Source organism: Cognatazoarcus halotolerans (assembly GCF_009800965.1).
GTDB classification, from domain to species: Bacteria; Pseudomonadota; Gammaproteobacteria; order Burkholderiales; family Rhodocyclaceae; genus Cognatazoarcus; species Cognatazoarcus halotolerans.
This window is the reverse complement of the sequence record NZ_WUAF01000001.1, coordinates 159,722-183,664: the sequence shown is the minus strand read 5'-3', so window position 1 is coordinate 183,664 and position 23,943 is coordinate 159,722. Positions and strand designations below refer to the sequence as shown.

Genomic DNA, 23,943 nt, shown 5'->3' with positions numbered 1-23,943 from the left:
GGACGGCATCGTCGAGTGAGCCGTGTGGAGGGTAATCATGCGAGGCTTGCCTCCAGGAAACGCGGGCTGGCAAGCAGGGCGGGAATCCGAAGGCGGACCCAGGCGCGCCCCTGGGTATCGCGGACGCGTTCGCCGGACCATGGCCGCTCTGCGTCAATGCCCTGTTCAGGATCCGTTTCGAAATCTTCCTGGGCGCGCAACCCCGCTGCGCGGGAGACGAGAATTGCGCAGTTCAGGTTGTGGCGTGCGCCGATCAGCACCAGTCTGGCATTGCCGGCGGGCAGAATCGGGTCGCCGCCGTTGAACAGCGAAAAATCCACCACGCTGTAGAGCGTGCCCCGCACGTTGGCAAGGCCGCGCATCCAGGGGTGGCAGAGCGGGACTGGCGACAGGGGCGGCGGCGGCAGGATTTCGCCCGCTTCGTTCAGTGCAATCAGCCAGTTCTCACCGCCGGCCTGCAGGCCGAGCAGATCCTTGCGGGTGGTGCTGGCGGATTCGGCCAGGCGCCTGGCCAGCGATTCCTGGAATTCCCTGAGGCTCGTGCGTCTGGACATTGGCGGTCTATCCGATGGCGCGGATGCGCTCGAGCAGTGCCTGATGGTCGACCGGCTTGGTCAGGTAGTCGAGTGCGCCCTGGCGCATGCCCCAGATCTTGTCGGTTTCCTGAGACTTGCTGGTGCACATGATGATCGGGATGCTGCAGGTCGTGGCATCACGGGCAATCGTGCGGGTCGCCTGGTAGCCGTTCATGCCGGGCATCACGACGTCCATCAGGATCAGGTCGGGCCGCTCGCTCTTGCTCTTGGCAATGGCATCCTCACCGCTTTCCGCGGTGACGACCTGATAGCCGTTCCTGGTCAGGACTTCCTGCATGGAATAGCGCTCGGTGGGCGAGTCGTCCACCACGAGGATCTTGTTGATCGTCATCTCTTCTACCCGGCTTGCTACTGGTTCGATTTGTTGCTGTGTTGCGGCGCGTGGGCAGCAACGGCCTTGAGGAGGCTATCCTTGGTAAAGGGCTTGGTGAGGTATTCGTCGGACCCGACCATGCGGCCTCGGGCGCGGTCGAACAGCCCGTCCTTGGATGACAGCATGATCACCGGCGTACTGCGCAGCTGCTGGTTCTTCTTGATCAGCGCGCAGGTCTGGTAGCCGTCGAGACGCGGCATCATGATGTCGACGAAAATGACATCCGGCTTGTGGTCGGTGATTTTCGCCAGTGCGTCGAAACCATCTTCGGCCAGCAATACCTGACAACCGACCTGGGCGAGAAATATCTCCGCACTGCGTCGAATGGTGTTGCTGTCGTCGATCACCATTATCTTGAGGCCGTTCAGATTCACCCTTTGCTCCTCGGATTCACGCAGCCGTCCGGCACACCGGGCCAGTAATCCTGCATGCGAAACAGAAATTACGGTACGGATCGTGCGGACTTTAATCGCATCGTGGCGGTGCCGCAGCCGCCAGGGCGTCGCGCGTCAGATTTCGACCATTTCGAAGTCGTCCTTGCGGGCGCCGCATTCGGGGCAGGTCCAGTTTGGCGGTATATCCACCCAGAGCGTACCTGCGGCGATACCTTCCTCGGGAATGCCTGCGGCCTCATCGTAGATGAAACCGCAGATGAGGCACATGTAGGTCTTGTAGTCGGGGGCTGACATTGGAATTGTCTGAATTATTTGAATTACAGATAAAATCCGGCGCATCTTACCCCATTTCTTCACCCGTTCCGGCCTGCCAGGCCGCGCCGTTGCGCGATATCCGCCCTATTCGATGCCAATCAAAAATCCAGCAGTACCCGCCGTAATCGTTTTCGACGCATCCGACCCGACCGGCGCCGGCGGGGTGCAGGGCGCGCTGCTCACGCTTTCGGCGCTGGGTTGCCTGCCGCTCACGGTGATTACCGCGATCGGCTCCGGCGATACCCGCAGCGCCGAACCTGCGCATCCTCTCGAAACGGAATGGGTCGTCGAACAGGCGCAGGCAATCCTCGAGGACATCCCCGTGTCGGCGATCCTCATCGGTAACCCGGGCTGTCTCGATACGCTCGCGGCGATTGCCGAGATCGTGGCTGACTATGATCTGCCGCTCATCTTCGTGCCGATGATGGCGCAGGACGGGGTGGATGCCGACGATGCCGAGGACCTGTTGGCGGTCAGCCTCGAACTGCTCCTGCCGCAGACTACCGTGACCGTGGTCGATGGCCCTGGCGCGGTGCGACTCGCCACGGTCGGCAGCGACGACGAGGATGCATTGCCGTCCGAAATCGACGCCGGACGCCACCTGCTCGAGTGCGGCTCGGCCCATGTGTTGATCGCCGACGGGCGCGACAGCGCCTTGCAGACGGTCGATACCCTGGTGAGCGCCACCGGAATCGTCCGTACCGAAGCGCGCCCTTCGCCCTCGCGCCACCTCGGCAGCCTTGCGACCCTGGGCTCGGCGGTGCTTGCCGGGCTGGCTCGCGGCCTGGAGGTGGTCGACGCGGTGCGGGTGGCGCGTAGCTACCTTGCCGCCGCGCTCGAGGCGGGCGTGACGCCGGGCATGGGCGCGGGCATTCCGGATCGTCTCGCCCTGCTGCGCGCCGAGCGTGGTCATGAATAGGCTGCGCGGGCTTTACCTGGTAACGCCGGACTGGACGGACACCCGCGCCCTGGCTGACGCTGTCGAGCCGCTGCTCGATGCTGGCGTGACGATGCTGCAGTATCGCAACAAGCTTGCCGATGCCGGCCTGCGTCGCGAGCAGGCGGCCATGTTGGCGCGACTTTGCGAGCGGGCGGACGTGCCGCTGATCATCAATGACGACCCGCGGCTCGCCGCCGACGTGGCCGCGGCGGGTGTCCATGTCGGCCGCGACGACGGCGATCTCGCTGCCGCACGCGAGATCGTCGGCGCCAGTGCCATCGTCGGTGTCACTTGTTATGACGACTTCGGGCGTGCCGCGGCCCTGAGCGCGGCGGGGGCCGATTATGTGGCCTTCGGTGCGATGTTCGCGTCGCCGACCAAACCGCAGGCGGTGAGCGCGCCGATCGAACTGCTGAGTCGGGCCCGCGACGAACTGGCCGTGCCGGTGGCGGCCATCGGCGGGATTACCGCCGAGAATGCGCCGTTGCTCATCGACGCCGGCGCCGACCTGCTGGCGGTCATCAGTGACGTGTTCGCCGCTGTCGATCCATGCGCTCGCGTGGCGCAGTACCGCTCTGCATTTGCGCAGGCTAACTGAAACCGGAACCTGTTCCGCGGGCCCGGGATCGGGGCTGCAGGTAGGCTATTCCGCGATACGAGGAATTCAACATGAGTCGCAATCAGGAACTGTTCGAGCGTGCCCAGCGCGCCATCCCGGGTGGGGTCAATTCACCGGTCCGGGCCTTTCGCTCGGTCGGCGGCACGCCCCGCTTCATCGAGCGCGCCGAAGGCTGCAGGGTGTGGGATGCCGATGGGCAGGCCTACATTGATTACGTCGGATCGTGGGGGCCGGCGATCGCCGGCCATGCGCACCCGGCAGTGATCAAGGCGGTGCAGAACGCTGCGGTCAAGGGACTGTCTTTCGGTGCACCGACAGCGGCTGAAGTCGAGATGGCCGAACTCCTCTGCGAGATGTTGCCCAGCCTCGACATGGTGCGGCTGGTGAGCTCAGGCACCGAGGCGACCATGAGTGCGATCCGGCTGGCCCGAGGATTCACCGGGCGCGACGCGATCATCAAGTTCGAGGGCTGTTATCACGGCCATGCCGACAGCCTGCTGGTCAAGGCGGGCTCGGGGCTGCTGACCTTCGGCAACCCGTCGTCCGGCGGTGTGCCGGCCGATTTTGCCAAGCACACGCTGGTGCTCGATTACAACAATGTGGCCGGGCTGGAGGAGGTCTTCGCCGCGCGCGGTAGCGAGATCGCCGCGGTGATCGTCGAGCCGGTCGCCGGCAACATGAACCTGATCAAGCCCACGGCCGAATTCCTGCACGCGCTGCGCAGGTTGTGCACCGCGCATGGCACGGTGCTGATTTTCGACGAGGTGATGACCGGTTTCCGCGTCGGTCCGCAGGGGGTTCAGGGCCTGTTCGGGATCACCCCTGACCTCACCACCCTGGGCAAGGTGATCGGTGGCGGCATGCCGGTCGGGGCTTTCGGTGGGCGGCGTGACATCATGGAAAAGATCGCGCCGCTCGGCTCGGTCTATCAGGCCGGCACCCTGTCGGGCAGCCCGGTGGCGGTCGCGGCGGGCTTGGCATCGCTGCGCCTCACCCGCGAGCCCGGCTTCTACGAAACCCTGAGCGCCCGTACCACCGAGCTGGTGGACGGCCTGCTGGCCGCGGCAAGACGTCATGGCGTGACGTTCTCGGCCCAATCGGTCGGCGGCATGTTCGGGATCTATTTTTCCGAACAGTGTCCGGACAGCTTTGCCAGCGTCACCGCAGGCAACACCGACGCCTTCAACCGCTTCTTCCATGCGATGCTCGAAGCAGGTCACTATTTCGCGCCCTCGGCCTTCGAGGCCGGCTTCGTGTCGGTGGCTCATACCGCTTCGGACATCGCCGAGACGGTTGCCGAGGCGGACGCCGTGTTCGCAGCGATGAAGGCTTAAGCGGCGCTGCGGCCGCTGGCTGAGTGGTACAAGGAAGCGCGATGAAAGCACCTGGCAAGGTATCGGCAGAGCGGATCGAACTGCTCAGTCGTAACCAGCGTCGCCTGGTGATGCTCGGCTCGCGCCTCTTTCCGGACTGGATGGCGAAGCAGGCCGAAGCGGTACTGACCCGACCGCGACGCCGGCGTGGTCGGGCCGGCGAAGTGCTCGACGCGCTGGCGCGGCGCCGCGACCTCGCACTCGGCGACGCGCGTCTGGCGACGTGGTCGCTGGGCGATGCGAATGCGCCACGGGTGGTGCTCACGCATGGCTGGGGCGGATACGGCGCACAGCTGCTGCCGTTTGCGCGCGCTTTGCTGGCGCAGGGGTATGGGGTGGATGTATTTGATCACCTTGGCCATGGTGAGAGCGATGGCCGCGGTGGCGCCTTGCCCGACTTCATTGCCGGCCTCGGCGCCGTGATCGCCGCCGGGCCGCAGCCGTTTGCGATCGTTGCCCATTCAATGGGCGGCGCTGCGGCGTTGCAGGCGGTGCGCAACGGCAGCCCGTGTTCGGCACTGGTGGTGATTGGTGCGCCGGCGTCCTTCGATATCCATCTCAAGACCCTGTCGCGGCGTGTCGGTCTGGGGCGCAGCGCGCAGCGCAGCCTGCGCAAACGGCTCGAGCGCCGCTACGTGCCGGTGGCCGAGCTGGATCGCCTCGATCTATTCCCGGTCGAGCGGACACGGGCGATGTTCGTCCACGACCGCGATGACCGGGAGGTGGCCTTCGCGCATGTCGAAACCCTGCATCGCGCATGGCGGGGCAGTCGCATGCTCGCCACCGAGGGGCTTGGGCATCACCGCATCCTGCGCGATCCCGGGGTTGTCGAAGCGGTCGCCGCATTCATTGCCGGAACCTGAACCGGTTCAGAGCAGGAACAGCGTCGCCAGGCCGAGGAAGATGAAGAAGCCGCCGGAGTCGGTGCAGGCGGTGATCAGTACGCTCGAGCCAAGCGCCGGGTCGCGGCCGAAGCGCTGCATCGCCATCGGGATGGTCACGCCCATGGCCGCAGCCAGCAGCAGGTTGAGGGTGGTGGCGGCCGTCATCACCAGGCCCAGCGTCCACGCGCCGTAGAGCCACCACGCCAGCAGCCCCAGCAGACTGCCCCAGACCACGCCGTTGAACAGCGCCACGCCGAGTTCCTTCTTGAGCAGGCGCCGTGCGCTGTCGGAGCTGACCTGTCCCATCGCCATCGCGCGCACGATCATGGTGATCGTCTGGTTGCCCGAATTGCCGCCGATGCCGGCGACGATCGGCATCAGCGCGGCCAGCGCCACGAGTTTTTCGATCGAGCCCTCGAACAGGCCGATGACACGAGAGGCGACGAAGGCGGTGACCAGATTGATGGCCAGCCATGCCCAGCGGTTCTTCACCGAATCGAACACCGGCGCAAAGATGTCTTCCTCTTCCTTCAGGCCCGCCTGGCTCAACAGCTCGGCCTCGGATTCCTCGCGGATGTAGTCCACCACGTCGGCCACGGTGACCCGGCCCATCAGCCGGTTGTCGGAGGTGACGACCGGGGCCGAGATGAGGTCGTAGCGCTCGAAGGCGCCGGCCGCGTCCTCGGCCTTGTCCTCGGGATGAAGTCGCACCGCGTCGGTCACCATCACCGCCGACACTTCGACCTCGGGGTCGCTGACCAGCAAGCGGTTGACTGGCAGCACGCCGCGCAGGCGCTCTTCGCGGTCGACCACGAAGAGCTTGTCGGTGTGATCCGGCAGGGCTTCGAAGCGTCGCAGATAGCGCAGCACCACCTCGAGCGTCACGTCCTCGCGCACCGAAACCAGCTCGAAATCCATGAGCGCGCCGACCGAGTCCTCTGGATAGGACATCGCCGCGCGAAGTTGCGCCCGCTCTTCGAGGTCGAGGGAGAGATAGACATCCTCCATCACCTCTTCGGGCAGATCCGGCGCGAGGTCGGCTAGTTCGTCGGCGTCGAGCTGTTCGGCGGCGGCTTTGAGCTCTTCCGGCGCCATTGTCTCGATCAGGGTTTCCCTGACCGCGTCCGAAACCTCGAGCAGGATGTCGCCGTCGCGCTCGGCCTTGACCAGATCCCAGACGAAGAGCCGCTCGTCGAGCGGCAAGGCCTCGAGCAGGTAGGCGATGTCGGCCGGGTGGAGCTTGTCGAGGTGGCGCGTCAGCTCGGAGATGTGCTGTTTGTGGACCAGGTTCTCGACCAGGTCATGGCGCGGCATGTCCTGACGGTGCACCACTTCCTCAACCAGTTTGTGACGCGCGAGCAGTTGCTGCACTTCCTGAACGTAGTGCTGGATCTTCTCGCGGGAGGAGGGCTGATCCGTACTCGGCATGGGCTCACTGGGCGGGGATGGCGCGCGGCCGGCCGGCTACGCGAAGCTCGCAATTCTAAGCTCTTTTGGTTTCATTCGTGCCATTCCATCGGGTTTGCGGCGGGTGGTGCCCGCGCGATCGCACGGTCGGCACGGAATGGGGATCAAGCCAGGCTTCAGGGTACCTCGGAGTAGATCATGCGGCGCTGCACGCTGGCGGCGTGCGCGGCCAGCCGCGGGCCGAACTGCTTCTCGTAGCGTCGTGGATTCGGCAGCATCACGGCCATGCGCGCGGCCTGTGCGGGGCCGAGGCTTGCTGCGGAGATTCCGTAGTAGCGTCGCGCGGCGGCTTCCGCACCGAAGATTCCGTTGCCCCATTCGACGACATTGAGATAGACCTCGAGAATCCGCCGCTTGCTCCAGGTCTTCTCGATCATCAATGTGATGATCGCCTCCTGCGCCTTGCGCAGATAGCTGCGCGAGGGCGACAGGAAAAGGTTTTTCGCGAGTTGTTGACTGATCGTCGAGCCGCCGGCCACCGCATGGCCTTTCTTCTGGTTTTTTTCGATGGCTTTCTGGATACCTTCCCAGTCGAAGCCCTCGTGGTCGAGAAAGCGGTCGTCCTCGGCGGCCACCACGGCACGCTTCAGATGGATCGAGATCCGTTCGTAGGGGACCCACTGGTGGCGCAGGCTGGCATCCGGATTCTTTTCCTCGAGCTCCTCGAGGCGGATCGACATGAAGCTGGTCGAAGACGGGTCGTAACGGCTCCACCACAGCACCTGCGCGAAGATCAGCAACTGCAGAGTGAGGGCCGCCAGCGCCGCGATCGCCAGTCCCTGGAGCAGCCAGCCGGACAGCCGCTTCATCCGGCCGTCAGTTCCGCACGCAGCAGCGTCAGCACCGGCGCCGTATCCGGTCGTATCCGGCGCCACAGCGCAAAGCTCTCCGCCGCCTGTTCGACCAGCATGCCGAGACCGTCGGCAAACCGTCCCGCGCCGTCCTTGCGGGCGGCTGCGAGAAAAGGTGTGTCACCGCGGCCGTACATCATGTCGTAGGCAAGCGCGCCCGGCGCATGGAGCCCTGCGGGGATGGCGGGTGCTTCGTCGGCCAGACTGGCTGCGGTGGCATTGATCACCACGTCGAATTGCCGCCCGGCCAGCGCGGCGAAGCTGCCCGCGTCAAGGCGGGTGTTGCCCGCCGCAGGCGAAAACTGCACGAGCAGATCGTTGGCACGACTCTCGGTACGATTGGCGACGAACAGGCCAGCCGGTTTCCTGCCGAGCAGCGGCAGGATCACCCCGCGTGCAGCGCCACCGGCTCCGAGCAGCAGGATCCGGCGCCCCTCCAGCGGTACGCCGAGATTGACGGTGATGTCCTGCACCAGACCCGCGCCGTCGGTGTTGTCCCCGAAGCAGCGGCCATCGGGGCCGAAGACCAGTGTATTCACCGCCCCTGCGGCACGTGCGCGTACCGAAAGATCATCCGTGAATGCATGGGCGTCGAGCTTGAACGGCACCGTCACGTTCATGCCGAGGCCGCCCGCTTCGCGAAACGCCGCTGCGGCAGCCGCAAAACCGTCGACCGGGGCAAGGATTGCCTCGTAGCTCATCCGCTGGCCGGTCTGGTGCGCGAATTCGGCATGAATCCGCGGCGACTTGCTGTGGGCGATGGGGTTTCCGATGACGGCGTAGCGGTCCATGGCGATGGTCCTTTCGATCGGCCTTATTGTGCTTCCACCCGGTCGGCGCTGGTGAAGTTCCAGGTACGGGTGATCTCGATGATGTCGGTGTCCTTGCGGATGTCGGGCGGAAAGGCGGCAAACGGGGCCGCGAGGCGAACGATGCGCTGCGCCGCTTCGTCCAGCACCTTGTGGCCGCTCGATCGATGCACTTCGATCGAGTCCACACTGCCATCGGCCTTGATCACCACCGACAGCAGCAGGCTCCCGTAGACCCGTCCGCGCGCGGCGTCGGGGTAGTTGAGGGTGCCGACCCGCTCGATCTTCTGGCGCCAGTCCTCCACGTACTGCGCAAAGCGGTACTCGCGGGTGCGGGCGCCGATGAACTTGCGTCGCGGCCGTTTCGCGTATTCGACCATGTCCTTGTCGATCTGTGCCTCGAGCCGCGCGATGGCCGCCGCGCTGTCGAGCATGTCGAGTCCCGACACCGGTTTGGGGGTCTCGGGCTGTTCCTGTTTCTGTTCGTCCACCGCGACCGGCATCTTGCTCTTGATACGGGTGAGCATCTCGCGCTGGGCGGCCTCGAGTTGTTGTACCCGGCGTTGTGCCTCCAGCAGCGCATCACCCTCCCGCCGCCGGTCCTGCGCAGGCAGCGGCGTCTTGGCACGGATATCCTTGTCGGTGTTGCCGCCGCCGTCGAGGTTGGCCTGGGCCAGCGCCTCGGCCTTTTCCGGCGCACGGGCGTGACGTGCATTGACGAGGATGACCTCGAGACCGCGGTCCTTCTGTCTGGCCAGTTTTTCGGGCAGCCGGAAATGGATCGACAGGAGCACGCCGTGGATCACCAGCGAGGCGAGCATCGCCCACAGGATCAGGTGCTCGCGCGGGCCACGTGAGGGCGCCGCGAGCGGCGGGTTGCTCATGGCCGCGGCGGCCTTGCGGAGCTTGGCGCGGGAGACCATCGGATCAGCTTTCCATCTCCTGGGCGAGTTCTTCGGGCGTGGGCTCCGAGAGCGTCGCCACGAAACGGGCGCTGACCTCGATGTCCATCAGGTCGGAGTCCTCGACCACGAGCTTGACCCTGCTGCCGGGCAGTTGCATCGGCATCGACGGCACCTTGAAGACGAAAGGCGCGTCCTCGAGACGAACCACGTTGTCGCGCAGCACCCGCCCCGCGATCGATTCGAAGTTGTTCTGCCGCAACCAGCGCACGCACCAGTAGCGCTCCATCTGGCGCTGGAATTCGGCGTAGGCCGCATAGGTGATGTCGAAGTCGCGGATGGTGGACATGAGGTCGGTCGAGCGCGGCGCAAACGGCGCTTCCTCGTCGCGCAGTGCCGCGATCAGTTGCCACTGGTTGACCAGGTCGACATAGCGGCGCAGCGGCGAGCTCGACCAGGCATAGCAATCGACTCCGAGGCCGTCGTGCGGGGAGGCGACGGTGGTCATGCGCACCTTGCCGCCGCTCTGCGCGCGGTAGATGCCGGGAATTTCGTGGTCGCCGAGCAGCTTGCCCCAGGTGCTGTTGGCGAGAATCATGAATTCGGCCACCAGCTTGTCGAGTGGCGAGCCACGCTTGCGCTGGGTGATCGTGACCATTCCCGGCCCGTCGCTGCTGTCGCTGCTCCAGTCCACGTAGAAGCTGAAATCGATCTGCTGGGGCTGGGTCGAGGCCTTGCCGCGCCCGGCCTCGAGCACGCTGGCGAGGTCCCACAGCAGGGTGAGTTCGCGCTTCCACTCGAAGTCCGGCCCGCCGTTCATGAGGGTGTCCTCGTTGAACACCGGCTCGATGTCGTGATGGCGCAGGTTGGCGACGATCGGCACGATCTCGAGCCGGCTTTCGTGGCCGAGGATCGCCAGCGCGGGGCTCACATCCAGATAGAGCGAGATCGCCGGGCATTCGCGGCCGGCGGCGAGGGTGAACTGCTGAACCACCTCTTCCGGCAGCATGGTGATCTTGCGGCCCGGCATATAGACCGTGGACAGCCGGCTGCGGGCGATCTCGTCGAGACTCGAGCCGCGGGCAAAGCCCAGGCCGGGGGCCGCGATATGGATGCCGATCCGCCATCCGCCGCCTTCGCGCGGGGTCACCGAGAAGGCGTCGTCGATCTCGGTGGTGGTGGCGTCGTCAATCGAGAAGGCGGCGACATCGGCGCGGGGCAGGCCGGTTGGCATGAGCGCCGGCTCGAAAGCCGGAAAGTCGGTGCCGTCGGGGAAATGCTCGAACAGGAAGCGACCGTAGTAGAAGTCGTGGCTGGAAGCCAGTGCGCCGCAGCGCAGCAGCAGGCGCGCGGCGGACAGGCCGGCGTCCACCGAGGCCGCTTCGAGCGCCTTGACCTCCAGGCGGTTGCGATCGGGGCGATAGAGGATCTGGCTGAGCATCGGCCGGAACTCTTCCGGCAGGCGGTCGGCGAGCAGCTCTTCGCGCATGCGCTCGACCGATTCCGCCTGCTGGCGTTTCTTCTCCAGCCCGGCCAGCGCGGCCTGCAGGATGTCCGGCGGGGCCTTGCGGAAGCGGCCGCGGCCCTTGCGGTGAAAGTAGATCGGCGCGGCATGCAGGCGCAGCAGGATGGCGCTGGATTCAACCGCGTTGGGCGGATGGCCGTAGTACTCCTGTGCGAGCTCACCGAAGCCGAACTCGTCCTCGCTGCTTACTTCCCACAGGAATTCGACGTCCAGCCCCTCGCTTTCGGCCTCGGCACGGTCCAGCAGGGTCGACGCCGCAGGCTCCGTGAAGCGCATCAGCACGTGGTTGCCCTTGAGCTTTACACGCTTGCCGTGGGTGGTTTCCACCTGCAGGGAGCTATCGTTGTCGACGAGGATGGTGCCCGCCTTGAAGGCGCCGTCCTCTTCAAAAAGTACGAACATCTGGACCGCCGGGAAATTTCCAACCGCGCATTTTACTGGATCGCGGGCGCTTCAGTCCGATTGACTTGCCCGCCGCGCCGGACGGCGCTCAGCGCCTTGCCGACGCCACCAGCACCAGGCTGTCGGTGTGAAAGCCGTCGGCGCTGCGACAGGCTTCGAGTTCGCCTGCCACCTCGCTGGCCAGTCGCTGCCGCAATGCGTCGTCGAGCCGCCCGATCGCCTCGGCCGCACCGCCTGCCAGCGCGAGGAAGGCCTGCCAATACGCCTCGTGGCTGGGGAAATGGCAGTGCAGCCGGTGCTCTGCGATGCTCACCCCGCCGAAGCCGGCCTGGCGCAGCAGCAACTCGAGCGGTCCGGCGTGACCGAAGCGGAATACCGACGGACGCTCGACCTTCGGCTTCGGCAGGATGCGGGCGATGCAATCCTGGGCGTGGCTGATCAACGGCACCGCCTCGCGCGGACCCCACACCGACAGGACCAGCCGGCCGCCTGGTCGCAGCACCCGCCGGATCTCGGCGAGGGCGCGCTCCGGATGCGGGAACATGAACAGCCCGAGGCCGAGCAGCACGGCGTCGAAGTGGTCGTCGGCAAAGGGCAGGTGTTCCGCGTCGGCCGCGGCGAAGAGCAGGTTGGCGAGGCCGTCGGCCGTGGCGCGGCGCTGCCCGACTGCCAGCATTGCTTCGGCGATGTCGCTCGCTACCAGGCGCCCGTCATCGCCCACCTGCACGGCGGCATCGCGCGCCAGCAGACCCGGACCGCTGGCGAGATCGAGGACCCGTTCGCCGCACTGCAAGGCGGCATCGTCCAGCAGCGCACGCTGCAGGTCGACGCGCAGCGTAGCGCCTTCGTCGTAGTGCTCGGCGATGCGGTTGAAGCCGGCGCGCTCCTGCGCCTTGAAGCGACGGGCGTCGAAACCGGCTGTGCTCATGAGCGGACCCCGGCGAATTCGATGACCTGTTCGAGGTAGTCGTCCCAGCGGGTAAAGCTGTGGTCGCCGCCTTCAAGTACGGTCTGCCGGGCGCCCGCGTATTTTTCCACCGCGTGGCGGTAATCCAGCACCTCGTCGCCGGTCTCGACCATCAGCCAGTAGCGCTCCGGACGGGAGATCCGCTTGACCTCGATGGCCCGGAATTCGTCGAGGTGCGCCGGTGTGAGCACGAATGATTCGCCGTTGTACATGTTGGTCTGCTCGCCGAGATAGGGCTCGAGCGACACATAGGACAGCACGCTGGGGTTCACCAGCACGGCCTTGAGGTCGTATTTTTCGGCCAGCCAGGTGGCGTAGTAGCCGCCGAGCGAGCTGCCGATGAGCGTCGGTGGCGTGTCGCAGCGGGCGATCCGCTCTTCGATGATGGTCATCGACCCGAATGCCGAGACCGGCAGCTGCTCGCACCAGAACTGGCTGCCCAGCCCCCGCTCTTCCATGAACTGGCGCAGGCGGCTGGCCTTGTGGGAGGCGGGGGCTGAGCGGAAGCCGTGGAGGTAGAGGATCATGGAATGGGGTCGATGCAGGAAAACCCCGATTCTAGTCAGGCTTTGCCGGTGGCGGGGAAATCACTCGCCGTTCCAGCTCACCCAGCCCATCTGCCAGGACAGCAGCACGAAAAGCCCGAAGGCGATGCGATACCAGGCGAACGGTGCAAAACTGTGGCCCGAGACGAAGCGGATGAAGGCCTTGACTGCGACCATCGCGGCGATGAACGAGAACACGAATCCCACCGCGAACACTGGCAGATCATCCATCTTCAGCAGCGCCCAGTTCTTATAGACGTCATAGGCGGTCGCCGCGAGCATCGTCGGGATTGCGAGGAAGAAGGAAAATTCGGTGGCGGCCTTGCGCGAAAGCCCGAAGAGCAGCCCCCCCATGATGGTCGCACCGGAGCGGGATACGCCCGGGAACATGGCCAGCGATTGTGCGAATCCGACCTTGAGCGCTTCCTTCCAGCCCATCTCGTCCACCGTTTCCAGGCGCGGGTGATAGGCCCGCCTTTCGATGTAGAGGATAAGGAACCCCCCGACCACCAGCGCTCCCGCGACGGTGAGCGGGTTGAACAGGTAGCCCTTGATGATCTTGTAGAACATCAGCCCCAGCACTGCCGCCGGCAGGAAGGCAACGATCAGGTTGAAGCTGAAGCGCTGCGCATTGCGATCACTGCCGAGCCCGCCCACCACCTCGGCGATCTTCGCCCGGTAATCCCAGCAAACGGCAAGGATGGCCGCCAGCTGGATGACGATCTTGAAGACCTTGCTGTGGTCGTCCGTGTAGTTGAGCAGATCGCCGAAGATGATGAGGTGGCCAGTCGAAGAGACGGGCAGGAATTCCGTCAGGCCTTCGATGATGCCGAGCACTGCAGCCTTGACGAGGAGGGTGGCGTCCATGGGGGAGGGGGTTCCAGACGATCGAGTCGCCGATTATAGCGAGCACGAATGTTGCGCCGCATTAAATGTCGCACGGGATACTCAAGAACCCGATCGATCAGTCGATAAGCATACAGGCCATTCGCGGGGTGGTAGCAGACAGGAATGCTCAAGAAGATTTCCATAGACCGGTTGCGCCCGGGTATGTACGTGCACGAGCTCTGCGCCGACTGGATGTCCCATCCGTTCTGGCGCAATCAGTTCTTGGTCAAGACCCGGGAGGATGTGCAGCGTGTCCGTGAGGCGGGCATCCGGGAACTCTACATCGACACCGGCAGGGGGCTGGATGACGCCGTGGCGCGCACCGCCGAGGAGGTGCGGGTAGAGGTCGAGCACGAGATGCTGGCCGCGGTGACGGCGGAGCCTGTGCCGCTGCAGAAGGCCAGTCTGGAGGAAGAGCTCGGGCGGGCCCGTTCGGTTCACGCCCAGGCGCACAAGGTGGTGCGCGGCATGATGCAGGACGTTCGGCTGGGGCGCGCCATCACGCTCGACAACGTCGAACCGGTGATCGAGGCCGTGACCGGCTCGATCCTGCGCAACGGCAGTGCCTTGCTGGGCCTGATCGGCATCAAGAACAAGGATGACTACACTTTTCTGCATTCGGTCAGCGTCTGCACCCTCATGATTGCCTTCGGGCGCACGCTCGGGCTGGAGGGGGAGGCGCTGCGTCAGGCGGGAATCGGCGGGCTCCTTCACGACGTCGGCAAGATGAAGGTACCCGATGCGGTGCTCAACAAACCGGGCCGTCTGACCGAAGCGGAGTTCGAGCTGATCAAGCGCCATCCGGCCGACGGACATGCAATCCTGCTTGAAAGCTCGGGCGTCGGGGCAGTACCGCTCGATATCACGCTGCATCACCACGAGCGTATCGATGGCAGCGGCTACCCGGACAAACTCTTGGGCGATGAGATCAGCACGATGGCGCGAATGGCCGCGATCGTGGACGTCTACGATGCGATCACCGCAGATCGCTGTTACCACAAGGGCATGGCCCCGACCGAGGCCCTGCGCAAGATGTGGGAATGGAGCAGTGCGCATTTCGATCAGCGCTTGCTGCAGGCCTTCATGCGTTGCATCGGCATCTATCCGATCGGCAGTCTCGTGTTGCTCGAGTCCGGACGCCTCGGGGTGGTGATCGAGCAGAACGAGAAAAGCGTGCTCACGCCGGTCGTTCGGGTCTTCTTCAATACCCGCAGCAACGGTTACATCGCCCCGGAAAACATCGATCTGTCCCGGCCGCCCGGTGCGGGCGACCGGATCATGTCCGGTGAATCGCCCGAGAAGTGGCGGGTCGACCCCTTGAAATTCATGCCGGTGGCAGCGTGAACGTGTCCGTCGAGAAGGGCCTTGCCGTTCAGGGACCGGTGTCGCGCTCCAGCCGGGCGAGGTAGCGCATCGCCTGGTGGCGCGAATCGCCGCACATCTCGGCGCTCGGCGCGAGGCTCGCACACACCGCGGGGCGCTCGGGGCGACCGAACAGGCGGCAGCGATCGCCCTGGTCGAGCTGAATGCAGCGCACGCCAGCCGGCTTGCCCTCGGGCATGCCGGGGATCGGGCTGGATATTGATGGGGCAATGCAGCAGGCAGCGCAGCCGGGTCGGCAGTTCATGGCGCCAATGTTACCCCGCCGCAGGTGGTATGGCGGGTTTCGGCGCCTCGCTCGACGCGCGTCGTTTGCTACGACCGCCATACATGGAAAGATCGGCATGGTGGAGCAGCGCGTCGGCGGTGTCGGCATCGTCGGGGTAGATCGCCAGTCCGATACTGAATTGCTGCCCGAGGGTGCAAACCCCGAGATCGAAGGGTTCCGTCAGGCCGGAGTGCAGACGCTCCAGCGCGGTGCGGATCTCGGTCGCATCGCGCGCGGGGCCGATCAGTGCAACGAATTCGTCGCCGCCGATCCGCGCAAAGGTGTCGCCGGTACGCAGGCTCGTTCCCGCTCGCCGGGCGACCGCCTGCAGCAGCGCATCCCCTGCCGCATGGCCGTAGGTGTCGTTGACCGCCTTGAAATGGTCCAGATCGACCAAGGCCACACCGAGCGGATCGCCAGAGCGCTTGGCGCGCGCAAGCGCCCGCTGGAGCCGTTCCTCGAGCGCCCGACGATTCGGCAGCCCGGTAAGGGCGTCGAGCTTGGCCATCTTCTCGAGTCTTTCCTGCTGCTGGTGCCGGGTGGTCACGTCGAGCAGTGTGAGCAGGTCGAGCGGACCGCAGGCGCCATCTATTCTGCCGGGCACGAGTTCGGCATGGAATTCGCTCCCGTCGCTGCGTATGCCGTGCCAGCAGTCGTCCTGCGGGCTGAGCAACTCGTTGATGCGTCTCCCGGTGAGTGCATCCGCGCTTTGTCCCAGCAACCGGGCCGCGGCGGTGTTGGCGCGCTGGATGCGCTTTTCCGCGTCGAGCAGTACCACCCCGGCGCCGATCTCCTCGAGCATGCTGTTGAGTTCGCGCTGATGGTCGAGCAGAGCGCAGTAGCGATTGTGGAGCATGCGCAGGATTGCGAGGAAATTGAAGAAGGCGAGGGCGAACGCCACCCCCTGGATCTGTCGGAGGCGTGCCGTGCGAGCCATCGAGTCGGCTTCCATCTGCGAGGTGAGGCGATTCATCAGATCGAGCATTTCGTCGCGCTGCCCGATGGCTGCACGTATCGCGTCTTCACCGCCGTTGCTGCCGGGGTTTGCCGCCGGCGCGAGGGTCAGGGAGAGCGGATGCCAGCGAGCCAGCGCAGCGGTGATCGTCTTGCGGGCCTCGCCCTTCACGGCCTTCAACAGAACATCGCGCCCGTCGCCGCCGGTGGCCTTCCCGCCCCGATCGAAAGCCTCGAGCGTCGAACCGAACAAGGTGAAGCTGTTGATGAAGGCGCTACGGGCCTGCTCGCGGTCGATTGTCGTTTCCGCAGCGCGCATCAGCAGCAAGCTTTTGGTGATTCGCTGAGACAACATGCGCTGACGGCCTGCCAGGTTGATGGCGACGGCGTCGCGATCGACGTCCCACGAAATCCGGTAATTGAGCGCGAGGATGCTGAAATCGAGCAGCAGGAACAGTGCGACCGCGCCAACGAGTGTGCGTGGCCGGTATCGCGTGTCGCGCTTGTGCAATGCCGTCATCGGGGCTCCCGCGCCGAAACCGCCTCGCGTTCGGCGGGTCCGGATTTACCTGAAGCTTCCTGCGGAGCGTTGTTCCACGATCCCTTGTGCCCGGAAGCGGGGGCATCGGAATCGGAAAAGTGCGTCGGGTGGTACGAGCGGATCAAGCCCTTGCCGGGCATGGGGGACTACGGAGTACGTATCGGTGCGCAACTGTAAAACTTTAATTCACGGCCGAGCTGCATGACTGCACCATTCGATGAGGTGGTTCGCCGTCGGCGTGAGCGCCCAGGTCGCATAGGCGTGAGGCCCGTCCCGTCCCAGCGCCAGCGTGCCATGATCGATCAAGGGTAGTTCGCCACCTGGCCAGAAGCGGCCGAGGATGGATTCGAGGGATTGCGTCGCCGCCATCTCGACCGGGTCCGTTCGCATCGGTTGACGGTTTGTCGAAATCACATCGTGCCAGCTCGCCCAGTGGCATCCGGACAGCCGCGTCGCGAGGCACTCCGACCAGCCATCGGGATCGGGGCAGCCAACTTGGCCGAGGACATTGCAGAAAAGCAAGGCCCGGTCGCCAAAACGCCCGGCCAGTTCGCCCATGCCAGCTGCGTTAGACAGGCAGTCGAACGATTCGAAACGCAGTTTGCAGTCCGCCTGTCGGCGGCGCAGGATGACGCGCGCCACCGGGTCCGGTTCGAGTGCCGTAACGTCGTCGAAGCGTGCGAACAGGCCGGCGGGCAGGGTATGTCCACCGCTCGGCCCGATCACCACCAGGCGTCGGCAGGCTGGCCGCCAGCAATCGAGCCAGCTAGCCAGCGCGGCGCGAAACGGTGTCCAAAGCGTCTGCCGGTAGCGTATCGCCCGCAAGTGGTAACGGATTCCGCCCGAGGCGTGCATGAAACGGCTGGCGGCAAACTTCATTTCGTACTTCGTGGCTGCATTGACGATCACAAGGGAGGTTGTCGACGAGGCAGGGTTCGCGTGCGGCACCTGTGATCATGCGCTTCGTCTGGCCGATCATGGTTACCGAGGCGCGATATCCATATCGTCAGCCACCAATTCGAAAGCAAGTACGAGGTCTGCCATAACATCTCCGGTAAGCCGAGGCGATGACGCCGAGGTCAGCAAACCGGCCTCACGGTAGTGCGGCGTGCCATCCCAAACATTGGGTGCTTCCGTTAAGCGGGGCGCCAGATGAACAGTGGCCGGCTGTTGTGTAAGGGGGCGAAGCGCGCAGGGCGGCCAAAACGAAAACGGCGGCTTTCGCCGCCGAATCCAGGTCACGGATGGTTCAGGCGCGGCGTCGACGAACAGTGGCCAGTCCGACAAGACCTAGGCTCATGAGTATGAGCGTGGCAGGCTCGGGAACTCTGCTCGGCGGAAAGACTTCCGTGGCCGTGCCCTGAACACCGACCGTGAAGCCGTTCCAGTATTCATTGGTAGCGCTGGTCCAGGTCAGCGTGTCGAACGCGCCGGTGAACTGGATCACGCCGTGCGGCTCGCTGCCGCCCACATTGGAACTGTTCAATTTATAGAGGAAGTTGCCTCCACCGAGGTCGACGACCACCTTTGTGACGCCGCCGCAGCCCCAGTAGCCGCAGGCATTGCCGTCCACGCCGCCGACGCTGAGGATGTTGAAATCCTGATTGAGGAATGCGTAGCCGTTGCCGTTCAGGCTGACGAACGCGAAGACCGGATTAGCGATGGACTGCGAGAACGTCAGCGTTTGGTCACCCGCGCGGCTCAGTGCGATGATGTCCGTGCCGGTCGGGCTGTTGTCAACGACGCTGCTGGTATAGGGGGAGATGGTGTCGTCGCGACCACTGTGACCGTTCTGGTAGTAGTCGACCCCGCCACTGGACTGGTAGAAGCCGATACCGTTGCCATTTGTGTAGGTGACCGTGACGGTCGATGTCGTAGTGGTAATCGTGCCCTGTCCCTGGAAGCCCGCGCCGGGATCAAGATCGCCGCCAGTCCAGTCCGTCCAGTAGATTGGCGCAGCTGAAACGATTCCGCTGAAAACCAAGCCGATCACGCCGGCCAGTACAGCTTTGTTGAATATTTTCATGGTGGTTCCTACCTTCGCTGGTTGCAACATGGGCAAACGTGGGAACGTTGCCCCGCCCCTCGTCGCGTCATTGATGCAAGTAGCATTCCAAAGAGGTGGTTGTTAAAAATTCATCTTCTTTTCAACGTGTTGCGATCATGTGGGTTTTTTCGCCGGGTGGCGATGTAAAAATTCTCGACAAACAACATGCGCCGTGAGCAAAGGAAATATGTCAATGAGGGTAAGGTGAGGCGCGGCCGTTAAAACAACACGACCGGACGGCGCGCACTGCTTGTGGTGGACGGCCAAATAAGACGGGCCACTTGCGTGGCCCGTTCTTCAAGTGGAGATCCGATACGTGCTCACACCTTCCGATAGATCTCGGCGCCGGACTTGACGAACTCGACCGCCTTGGTCTGCATGCCCCGGGTCAGCGCCTCGTCTTCATCGAGCCCCTGCTTGGCGGCGTAGTCGCGCACGTCCTGGGTGATCTTCATCGAGCAGAAGTGCGGGCCGCACATCGAGCAGAAGTGGGCGACCTTGGCGCTTTCCTTGGGCAGGGTCTCGTCGTGGAAGGATTTCGCCTTGTCCGGGTCGAGGCCGAGGTTGAACTGGTCGTCCCAGCGGAACTCGTAGCGCGCCTTCGATAGCGCGTTGTCGCGGATCTGCGCGCCCGGATGACCCTTGGCGAGGTCAGCCGCGTGGGCGGCGAGCTTGTAGGTGATGATGCCTTCCTTCACATCGTCCTTGTCGGGCAGGCCGAGGTGCTCCTTGGGCGTCACGTAGCACAGCATCGCGGTGCCGTACCAGCCGATGGTGGCCGCGCCGATGCCGCTGGTGATGTGGTCGTAGCCCGGGGCGATGTCGGTGGTGAGCGGGCCCAGGGTGTAGAAGGGCGCCTCATGGCACTGCTCGAGCTGCAGGTCCATGTTCTCCTTGATGAGGTGCAGCGGCACATGACCCGGCCCCTCGATCATTACCTGCACGTCGTGCTTCCAGGCGATGTCGGTGAGTTCGCCGAGGGTCCGGAGTTCGCCCAGCTGGGCCTCGTCGTTGGCATCGTAGATGCTGCCCGGACGCAGGCCGTCGCCGAGGCTGAAGGCCACGTCGTAGGCCTTCATGATCTCGCAGATGTCCTCGAAGTGGGTGTAGAGGAAGCTCTCCTTGTGATGGGCGAGGCACCACTTGGCCATGATCGAGCCGCCGCGGCTGACGATGCCGGTCATGCGGTTGGCGGTGAGCGGCACGTAGCGCAGCAGCACCCCGGCGTGGATGGTGAAGTAATCCACCCCTTGCTCGGCCTGCTCGATGAGGGTGTCGCGGAAGATCTCCCAGGTCAGGTCCTCGGCCTTGCCGTCGACTTTTTCGAGCGCCTGGTAGATCGGCACCGTGCCGATCGGCACCGGGCTGTTGCGCACGATCCACTCGCGGGTCTCGTGGATGTTCTTGCCGGTGGACAGATCCATCACCGTGTCGCCGCCCCAGCGGATCGACCAGGTCATCTTGTCGACTTCCTCGGAAATCGAGGAGCCGAGCGCCGAGTTGCCGATGTTGGCGTTGATCTTCACCAGGAAGTTGCGGCCGATGATCATCGGCTCGGACTCGGGGTGGTTGATGTTGTTGGGGATGATCGCGCGTCCGCGGGCCACCTCGTCACGCACGAACTCGGGCGTGATGGTCTCGGGGATGGCGGCGCCGAAGCTCTGCCCCGGGTGCTGGCGGGTGAGCAGGCCGGCCATCTTCTCGCCCATCGGGCCGGTGGCGCGCAGCGACTCGACATAGGCGGCGCGGTTCATGTTCTCGCGGATGGCGATGTATTCCATCTCGGGGGTGATGATGCCGCGGCGTGCGTAGTGCATCTGGGTGACGTTGGCACCGGCCCTGGCGCGACGCGGCTTGCGGTGCAGGCCGGGGAAGCGCAGCTCGTCGAGCTTCGAGTCCGCGGCGCGCTGGCGGCCGAACTCGGAGGACAGGTCGGCGAGCACCTCGGTGTCGCCGCGCGCTTCGATCCACGCCTGGCGCAGTGCCGGCAGGCCCGAGCGGATGTCGATCGAGGCGGCCGGGTCGGAGTAGGGGCCGGAGCAGTCGTAGACGAAGATCGGCGGGTTCTTCTCGCCGCCAAAGCCGGTGGGCGTGTCGGCCTGCGAGATCTCGCGCATCGGCACCCGGATGTCCGGGCGCGAGCCTTCGATGTAGACCTTGCGCGAATTGGGCAGCGGCGCAATGGCCGCTTCGTCCACATGGGCGCTCGAGGCGATGAATTTTTCGTTGGCGTTCACTTGTTCTCCTTGTCGGCATGGATACGGGCAACAAGGAGCGGCTGGAAGCGCTTCCCTGCGTTGGCATTACCCGTACAGGTTCAAAGGGTTTTTCTCAGCCGGTCGATGAAGTGGCCCCATCTTTCAGCACCCCTAGCAGGCCGAACCTTACGCTCTGGCCGGGTGGCTGTAAATAGACGCTTCGCCAGCCACGCGGACGCGCATCGATCGGTGTGCCGGATCGGCCGTCGAACCCGGTTTTCGTCACGCTCGGGGGGCGGCCGCGGGTGGCTTCGTGACGCACATTGCCGCACACTGTTCGCTGACAGGCTGGCGATCGGCCGATTTCGGCGAGGTGGGAATGGGTTTGAGAAATGCCGTGCAATTGATTGTGTACCCGGACCGGATCGGTCGCGATCTCGGTGATCTGGAGCGCTTCCTGTCCGGGCCGGTCGGCGAGACGATTGGCGGGCTTCATCTCCTGCCGCCGTTTCCGTCGAATGCCGATGGCGGATTTTCGCCGCTTACCCATCAGGAGATCGATCCGCGATTCGGGGGCTGGGAGCACCTCGAACGACTCGCCGGGCGCTTTGACCTGTGCCTTGATCTGGTGCTCAATCACCTCTCCGACGAATCGCCCGAATTCCGGGATTACCTGCGCCAGGGGGCGGCCTCTCCCTTCGCGCCGCTTTTCATCGACGTGGATGCGCTCGGCGACATCTCGTCCGACGACCTCGCCAAGATCCACATCCGAAAGGAAAAGGAGCCTTTCCGGCTGGTGCGCTTTGCCGACGGCAGCCAGCGGAGGGTGTGGTGCACCTTCACCGAGCAGCAGGTCGACCTCGACTATCGTTCGGCCGAAACCTTCGCGCTAATGGCGGACAACCTGCGTTTCATGTCGGCGCGCGGGGTCAAGCTCTTCCGGCTCGACGCCTTCGGCTACACCACCAAGGAAATCGGCAGCAGCTGCTTTCTGGTCGAACCGCAGGTGTGGAAGATCCTCGAATGGTTTCGCGACAAAGCGGCCGAGTTCGGCAGCGAGGTGCTGCCAGAGGTGCACGACCACCCGAGCTGGCAGCATGCGATCGCCGACCGCAGGATGTGGTGCTACGCCTTTGCATTGCCGCCGCTGGTGCTGTATTCGCTGCTCGACGCGGACAGCAAGTACCTCAAGGCGTGGCTGCGGATGTGTCCGCACCAGCAGATCACGGTGCTCGATACCCACGACGGGATCTGCATCCCCGACGTCGAGGACATCCTGCCGAAGGAGCGTATCGAGGTCCTGATCCAGAACGTTTCCGAGCGCAGCGCCGACCCCATCCTGCGCGGCTCGGCAGCCAATGTGCACAGCGTCGGTGCCATCTACCAGCTGACCTGCACCTTCTACGATGCGTTGATGCGCAACGACGATGCCTACATTGCCGCCCGGGCGATACAGCTGTTCGCCCCGGGCGTTCCGCAGGTCTACTACGTGGGCCTGCTGGCTGGCACCAACGACGCCGAGCTGATGGCGCGCAGCGGCGAGTCGCGCGACATCAATCGTCACTACTACAGCCTTGAAGAAGCGGCCGCCGCAACGCGGCTCCCGGTAGTGCAGCGGCTCCTGCGCTTGATGAGACTGCGCAGTCACCACCCGGCCTTCGACGGCGATTTCGAACTCCATTACTCCAACGACAGCAGCGTCTCGATGGGCTGGCGCTGCAGCGAGCACTACTGCCTGGTGCTGATCGATCTGCGCTTCAAGACATCCACCGTGAGCTGCAGCGATGTCGACGGGGGCGAGGAGCAGGTCTTCCGCTTGTGATCAGCCGCGCCACAGGCGGTAGAAGTGATGCACCGGCCCGTGCCCCTCGCCGACCTTGAGCGCGCCTGCGGCGGCGATCGCGCCCTGCAGGTAGTTCTGGGCATCGCGCACGGCGGCGGCGACCGGTTGGAACTCGCGGGTGCGCTGGGGCAACAGCGCGGCGATGGCGGACGACAGCGTGCAGCCGGTGCCGTGGGTGTTCGGGGTGTCGATGCGCATGGCGCGCATCTCGATCATGCGGTCGCCGTCGAAAAGCAGGTCGACCAGTTCGTTGCCCGGCAGGTGGCCGCCCTTTAGAAGGACCCAGCGCTCGCTCGAGATCGGCAGCATCTCGCGCAGGCGCTCGGCGGCCCGGTACATCTCCTTGACCGATTCCGGGGGGCGCTGCTCGAGTAGCACACCGGCTTCGGGCAGGTTTGGGGTGATCATGCCGGCCTGCGGCATGAGCGCTTCCTTGAGCATCGCCACGGCGCTCTTCGCGAGCAGGTGATCGCCGCTCTTCGCGACCATCACCGGATCGAGCACGACATGGGCCGGCTTGAAATGGGCCAGCCGGTCGGCCACCGTGCGGACGATGTCGGCGGTGCCGAGCATGCCGAGCTTGACCGCATCGATGCGCACATCCTCGAAGAGCGTGTCGATCTGCAGCTTGAGAAATTCCACCGGTGGGGTATGCACCCCGGTCACCGCACGGGTGTTCTGGGCCGTCAGCGCGGCGATCACCGCGCAGCCGAACGCGCCGAGCGCCGAGAAGGCCTTGAGGTCGGCGAGGACCCCGGCACCGCCGGAGGGGTCGGTTCCGGCGATGGTGAGGACGTTGGGAATGGCGCTTGCAGACATGAGAACTCCGTTGAAACCGGTGGTGCGTGACAGAGGACGCAA

At 64.8% G+C, this 23,943-nt stretch carries 24 protein-coding genes; 6 read left to right on the top strand and 18 right to left on the bottom strand.

Annotation, left to right across the window (positions count from 1 at the left end):
- Positions 1-35: 35 nt before the first annotated feature.
- From GQB03_RS00910 to GQB03_RS00895, 4 genes are all read right to left on the bottom strand, one after another.
- Positions 36-554, bottom strand: coding sequence for a chemotaxis protein CheW (locus GQB03_RS00910; RefSeq protein WP_159682914.1), 519 nt, complete (start codon positions 552-554; stop codon positions 36-38).
- Positions 555-561: 7 nt separating this feature from the next.
- On the bottom strand, positions 562-927 hold the full coding sequence (locus tag GQB03_RS00905) for a response regulator transcription factor (RefSeq protein WP_159682912.1): 366 nt from the start codon (positions 925-927) through the stop codon (positions 562-564).
- A 17-nt stretch (positions 928-944) separates the two neighbouring features.
- The gene (locus GQB03_RS00900; RefSeq protein WP_159682910.1) at positions 945-1,343 is read right to left on the bottom strand and encodes a response regulator; all 399 of its coding nucleotides are present in this window, start codon (positions 1,341-1,343) and stop codon (positions 945-947) included.
- A gap of 135 nt (positions 1,344-1,478) precedes the next feature.
- Positions 1,479-1,631, bottom strand: coding sequence for a rubredoxin (locus GQB03_RS00895; protein ID WP_200832081.1), 153 nt, complete (start codon positions 1,629-1,631; stop codon positions 1,479-1,481).
- Positions 1,632-1,770: 139 nt separating this feature from the next.
- On the opposite strand from GQB03_RS00895, the gene thiD (GQB03_RS00890) reads away from it, so the two are divergent.
- The 4 genes from thiD (GQB03_RS00890) to GQB03_RS00875 all read left to right on the top strand — a co-directional run bounded on the left by thiD (GQB03_RS00890) (position 1,771) and on the right by GQB03_RS00875 (position 5,474).
- Positions 1,771-2,598 carry a bifunctional hydroxymethylpyrimidine kinase/phosphomethylpyrimidine kinase gene (thiD, locus tag GQB03_RS00890; protein WP_159682906.1) on the top strand — a complete coding sequence of 276 codons (828 nt, stop codon included), beginning with the start codon at positions 1,771-1,773 and terminating at the stop codon, positions 2,596-2,598.
- On the top strand, positions 2,591-3,217 hold the full coding sequence (gene thiE, locus GQB03_RS00885; protein ID WP_159682903.1) for a thiamine phosphate synthase: 627 nt from the start codon (positions 2,591-2,593) through the stop codon (positions 3,215-3,217). The genes thiD (GQB03_RS00890) and thiE overlap by 8 nt, the downstream gene beginning before the upstream one ends.
- Positions 3,218-3,288: 71 nt before the next feature.
- Positions 3,289-4,572 carry a glutamate-1-semialdehyde 2,1-aminomutase gene (gene hemL / locus GQB03_RS00880; protein WP_159682901.1) on the top strand — a complete coding sequence of 428 codons (1,284 nt, stop codon included), beginning with the start codon at positions 3,289-3,291 and terminating at the stop codon, positions 4,570-4,572.
- 41 nt (positions 4,573-4,613) lie between these two features.
- Positions 4,614-5,474: an alpha/beta fold hydrolase gene (locus tag GQB03_RS00875; RefSeq protein ID WP_159682899.1), complete on the top strand. Its 861-nt coding sequence runs from the start codon at positions 4,614-4,616 to the stop codon at positions 5,472-5,474.
- A 6-nt stretch (positions 5,475-5,480) separates the two neighbouring features.
- On the opposite strand, the gene mgtE is transcribed toward GQB03_RS00875, so the two are convergent.
- The 8 genes from mgtE to GQB03_RS00835 form a co-directional block, all read right to left on the bottom strand.
- Positions 5,481-6,923: a magnesium transporter gene (gene mgtE, locus GQB03_RS00870; protein ID WP_159682896.1), complete on the bottom strand. Its 1,443-nt coding sequence runs from the start codon at positions 6,921-6,923 to the stop codon at positions 5,481-5,483.
- Between the two features lie 155 nt (positions 6,924-7,078).
- A complete protein-coding gene (gene mtgA, locus GQB03_RS00865; RefSeq protein WP_159682894.1) occupies positions 7,079-7,771 on the bottom strand; it encodes a monofunctional biosynthetic peptidoglycan transglycosylase in 693 nt (230 codons plus the stop codon).
- Positions 7,768-8,604, bottom strand: coding sequence for a shikimate dehydrogenase (gene aroE / locus GQB03_RS00860; RefSeq protein ID WP_159682892.1), 837 nt, complete (start codon positions 8,602-8,604; stop codon positions 7,768-7,770). The genes mtgA and aroE overlap by 4 nt, the downstream gene beginning before the upstream one ends.
- 23 nt (positions 8,605-8,627) lie before the next feature.
- Entirely contained in the window at positions 8,628-9,545 is a 918-nt protein-coding gene (locus GQB03_RS00855) for an energy transducer TonB (RefSeq protein ID WP_407644525.1), read from the bottom strand.
- 4 nt (positions 9,546-9,549) lie between these two features.
- Positions 9,550-11,451, bottom strand: coding sequence for a ribonuclease catalytic domain-containing protein (locus GQB03_RS00850; RefSeq protein WP_159682889.1), 1,902 nt, complete (start codon positions 11,449-11,451; stop codon positions 9,550-9,552).
- A gap of 88 nt (positions 11,452-11,539) precedes the next feature.
- Positions 11,540-12,379, bottom strand: a complete 840-nt coding sequence (locus tag GQB03_RS00845) for a class I SAM-dependent methyltransferase (protein ID WP_159682886.1) — start codon at positions 12,377-12,379, stop codon at positions 11,540-11,542.
- Positions 12,376-12,945: a YqiA/YcfP family alpha/beta fold hydrolase gene (locus tag GQB03_RS00840; protein WP_159682883.1), complete on the bottom strand. Its 570-nt coding sequence runs from the start codon at positions 12,943-12,945 to the stop codon at positions 12,376-12,378. Before GQB03_RS00840 ends, GQB03_RS00845 begins: the two co-directional genes overlap by 4 nt.
- 60 nt (positions 12,946-13,005) lie before the next feature.
- Complete coding sequence (locus GQB03_RS00835; RefSeq protein ID WP_159682880.1) at positions 13,006-13,830, bottom strand: undecaprenyl-diphosphate phosphatase; 825 nt, start codon at positions 13,828-13,830, stop codon at positions 13,006-13,008.
- Positions 13,831-13,974: 144 nt separating this feature from the next.
- Here GQB03_RS00835 and GQB03_RS00830 point away from each other — a divergent pair, with 144 nt between their 5' ends.
- On the top strand, positions 13,975-15,195 hold the full coding sequence (locus GQB03_RS00830; RefSeq protein ID WP_159682877.1) for an HD-GYP domain-containing protein: 1,221 nt from the start codon (positions 13,975-13,977) through the stop codon (positions 15,193-15,195).
- Between the two features lie 28 nt (positions 15,196-15,223).
- Here the strand turns inward: GQB03_RS00830 and GQB03_RS00825 are convergent, their stop codons facing one another.
- The 5 genes from GQB03_RS00825 to thiC all read right to left on the bottom strand — a co-directional run bounded on the left by GQB03_RS00825 (position 15,224) and on the right by thiC (position 21,278).
- The gene (locus tag GQB03_RS00825; RefSeq protein ID WP_159682874.1) at positions 15,224-15,478 is read right to left on the bottom strand and encodes a YkgJ family cysteine cluster protein; all 255 of its coding nucleotides are present in this window, start codon (positions 15,476-15,478) and stop codon (positions 15,224-15,226) included.
- Positions 15,479-15,488: 10 nt separating this feature from the next.
- Positions 15,489-16,973: a diguanylate cyclase domain-containing protein gene (locus GQB03_RS00820; RefSeq protein WP_159682871.1), complete on the bottom strand. Its 1,485-nt coding sequence runs from the start codon at positions 16,971-16,973 to the stop codon at positions 15,489-15,491.
- Positions 16,974-17,180: 207 nt separating this feature from the next.
- Positions 17,181-17,873, bottom strand: a complete 693-nt coding sequence (locus tag GQB03_RS00815) for a hypothetical protein (protein ID WP_159682868.1) — start codon at positions 17,871-17,873, stop codon at positions 17,181-17,183.
- A 370-nt stretch (positions 17,874-18,243) separates the two neighbouring features.
- A complete protein-coding gene (locus GQB03_RS00810; protein ID WP_159682866.1) occupies positions 18,244-19,020 on the bottom strand; it encodes a PEP-CTERM sorting domain-containing protein in 777 nt (258 codons plus the stop codon).
- A gap of 341 nt (positions 19,021-19,361) precedes the next feature.
- Positions 19,362-21,278: a phosphomethylpyrimidine synthase ThiC gene (gene thiC / locus GQB03_RS00805; protein ID WP_159682863.1), complete on the bottom strand. Its 1,917-nt coding sequence runs from the start codon at positions 21,276-21,278 to the stop codon at positions 19,362-19,364.
- 358 nt (positions 21,279-21,636) lie between these two features.
- Between thiC and gtfA the strand changes: the two genes are divergently transcribed.
- Positions 21,637-23,061 (top strand): sucrose phosphorylase, encoded by a 1,425-nt coding sequence (gene gtfA, locus GQB03_RS00800; protein WP_200832058.1) that lies wholly within the window; start codon positions 21,637-21,639, stop codon positions 23,059-23,061.
- Here the strand turns inward: gtfA and thiD (GQB03_RS00795) are convergent, their stop codons facing one another.
- Complete coding sequence (gene thiD / locus GQB03_RS00795; RefSeq protein ID WP_159682859.1) at positions 23,062-23,901, bottom strand: bifunctional hydroxymethylpyrimidine kinase/phosphomethylpyrimidine kinase; 840 nt, start codon at positions 23,899-23,901, stop codon at positions 23,062-23,064.
- Positions 23,902-23,943 lie beyond the last annotated feature (42 nt).

Bases quoted from the DNA above. Each gene is read 5' to 3' on its own strand.
- GQB03_RS00910 (WP_159682914.1), bottom strand. From the start codon at position 554: ATGTCCAGACGCACGAGCCTCAGGGAATTCCAGGAATCGCTGGCCAGG.
- GQB03_RS00905 (WP_159682912.1), bottom strand. From the start codon at position 927: ATGACGATCAACAAGATCCTCGTGGTGGACGACTCGCCCACCGAGCGC.
- GQB03_RS00895 (WP_200832081.1), bottom strand. From the start codon at position 1,631: ATGTGCCTCATCTGCGGTTTCATCTACGATGAGGCCGCAGGCATTCCC.
- thiD (WP_159682906.1), top strand. From the start codon at position 1,771: ATGCCAATCAAAAATCCAGCAGTACCCGCCGTAATCGTTTTCGACGCA.
- thiE (WP_159682903.1), top strand. From the start codon at position 2,591: ATGAATAGGCTGCGCGGGCTTTACCTGGTAACGCCGGACTGGACGGAC.
- hemL (WP_159682901.1), top strand. From the start codon at position 3,289: ATGAGTCGCAATCAGGAACTGTTCGAGCGTGCCCAGCGCGCCATCCCG.
- GQB03_RS00875 (WP_159682899.1), top strand. From the start codon at position 4,614: ATGAAAGCACCTGGCAAGGTATCGGCAGAGCGGATCGAACTGCTCAGT.
- mgtE (WP_159682896.1), bottom strand. From the start codon at position 6,923: ATGCCGAGTACGGATCAGCCCTCCTCCCGCGAGAAGATCCAGCACTAC.
- mtgA (WP_159682894.1), bottom strand. From the start codon at position 7,771: ATGAAGCGGCTGTCCGGCTGGCTGCTCCAGGGACTGGCGATCGCGGCG.
- aroE (WP_159682892.1), bottom strand. From the start codon at position 8,604: ATGGACCGCTACGCCGTCATCGGAAACCCCATCGCCCACAGCAAGTCG.
- GQB03_RS00855 (WP_407644525.1), bottom strand. From the start codon at position 9,545: ATGGTCTCCCGCGCCAAGCTCCGCAAGGCCGCCGCGGCCATGAGCAAC.
- GQB03_RS00850 (WP_159682889.1), bottom strand. From the start codon at position 11,451: ATGTTCGTACTTTTTGAAGAGGACGGCGCCTTCAAGGCGGGCACCATC.
- GQB03_RS00845 (WP_159682886.1), bottom strand. From the start codon at position 12,379: ATGAGCACAGCCGGTTTCGACGCCCGTCGCTTCAAGGCGCAGGAGCGC.
- GQB03_RS00840 (WP_159682883.1), bottom strand. From the start codon at position 12,945: ATGATCCTCTACCTCCACGGCTTCCGCTCAGCCCCCGCCTCCCACAAG.
- GQB03_RS00835 (WP_159682880.1), bottom strand. From the start codon at position 13,830: ATGGACGCCACCCTCCTCGTCAAGGCTGCAGTGCTCGGCATCATCGAA.
- GQB03_RS00830 (WP_159682877.1), top strand. From the start codon at position 13,975: ATGCTCAAGAAGATTTCCATAGACCGGTTGCGCCCGGGTATGTACGTG.
- GQB03_RS00825 (WP_159682874.1), bottom strand. From the start codon at position 15,478: ATGAACTGCCGACCCGGCTGCGCTGCCTGCTGCATTGCCCCATCAATA.
- GQB03_RS00820 (WP_159682871.1), bottom strand. From the start codon at position 16,973: ATGACGGCATTGCACAAGCGCGACACGCGATACCGGCCACGCACACTC.
- GQB03_RS00815 (WP_159682868.1), bottom strand. From the start codon at position 17,873: ATGAAGTTTGCCGCCAGCCGTTTCATGCACGCCTCGGGCGGAATCCGT.
- GQB03_RS00810 (WP_159682866.1), bottom strand. From the start codon at position 19,020: ATGAAAATATTCAACAAAGCTGTACTGGCCGGCGTGATCGGCTTGGTT.
- thiD (WP_159682859.1), bottom strand. From the start codon at position 23,901: ATGTCTGCAAGCGCCATTCCCAACGTCCTCACCATCGCCGGAACCGAC.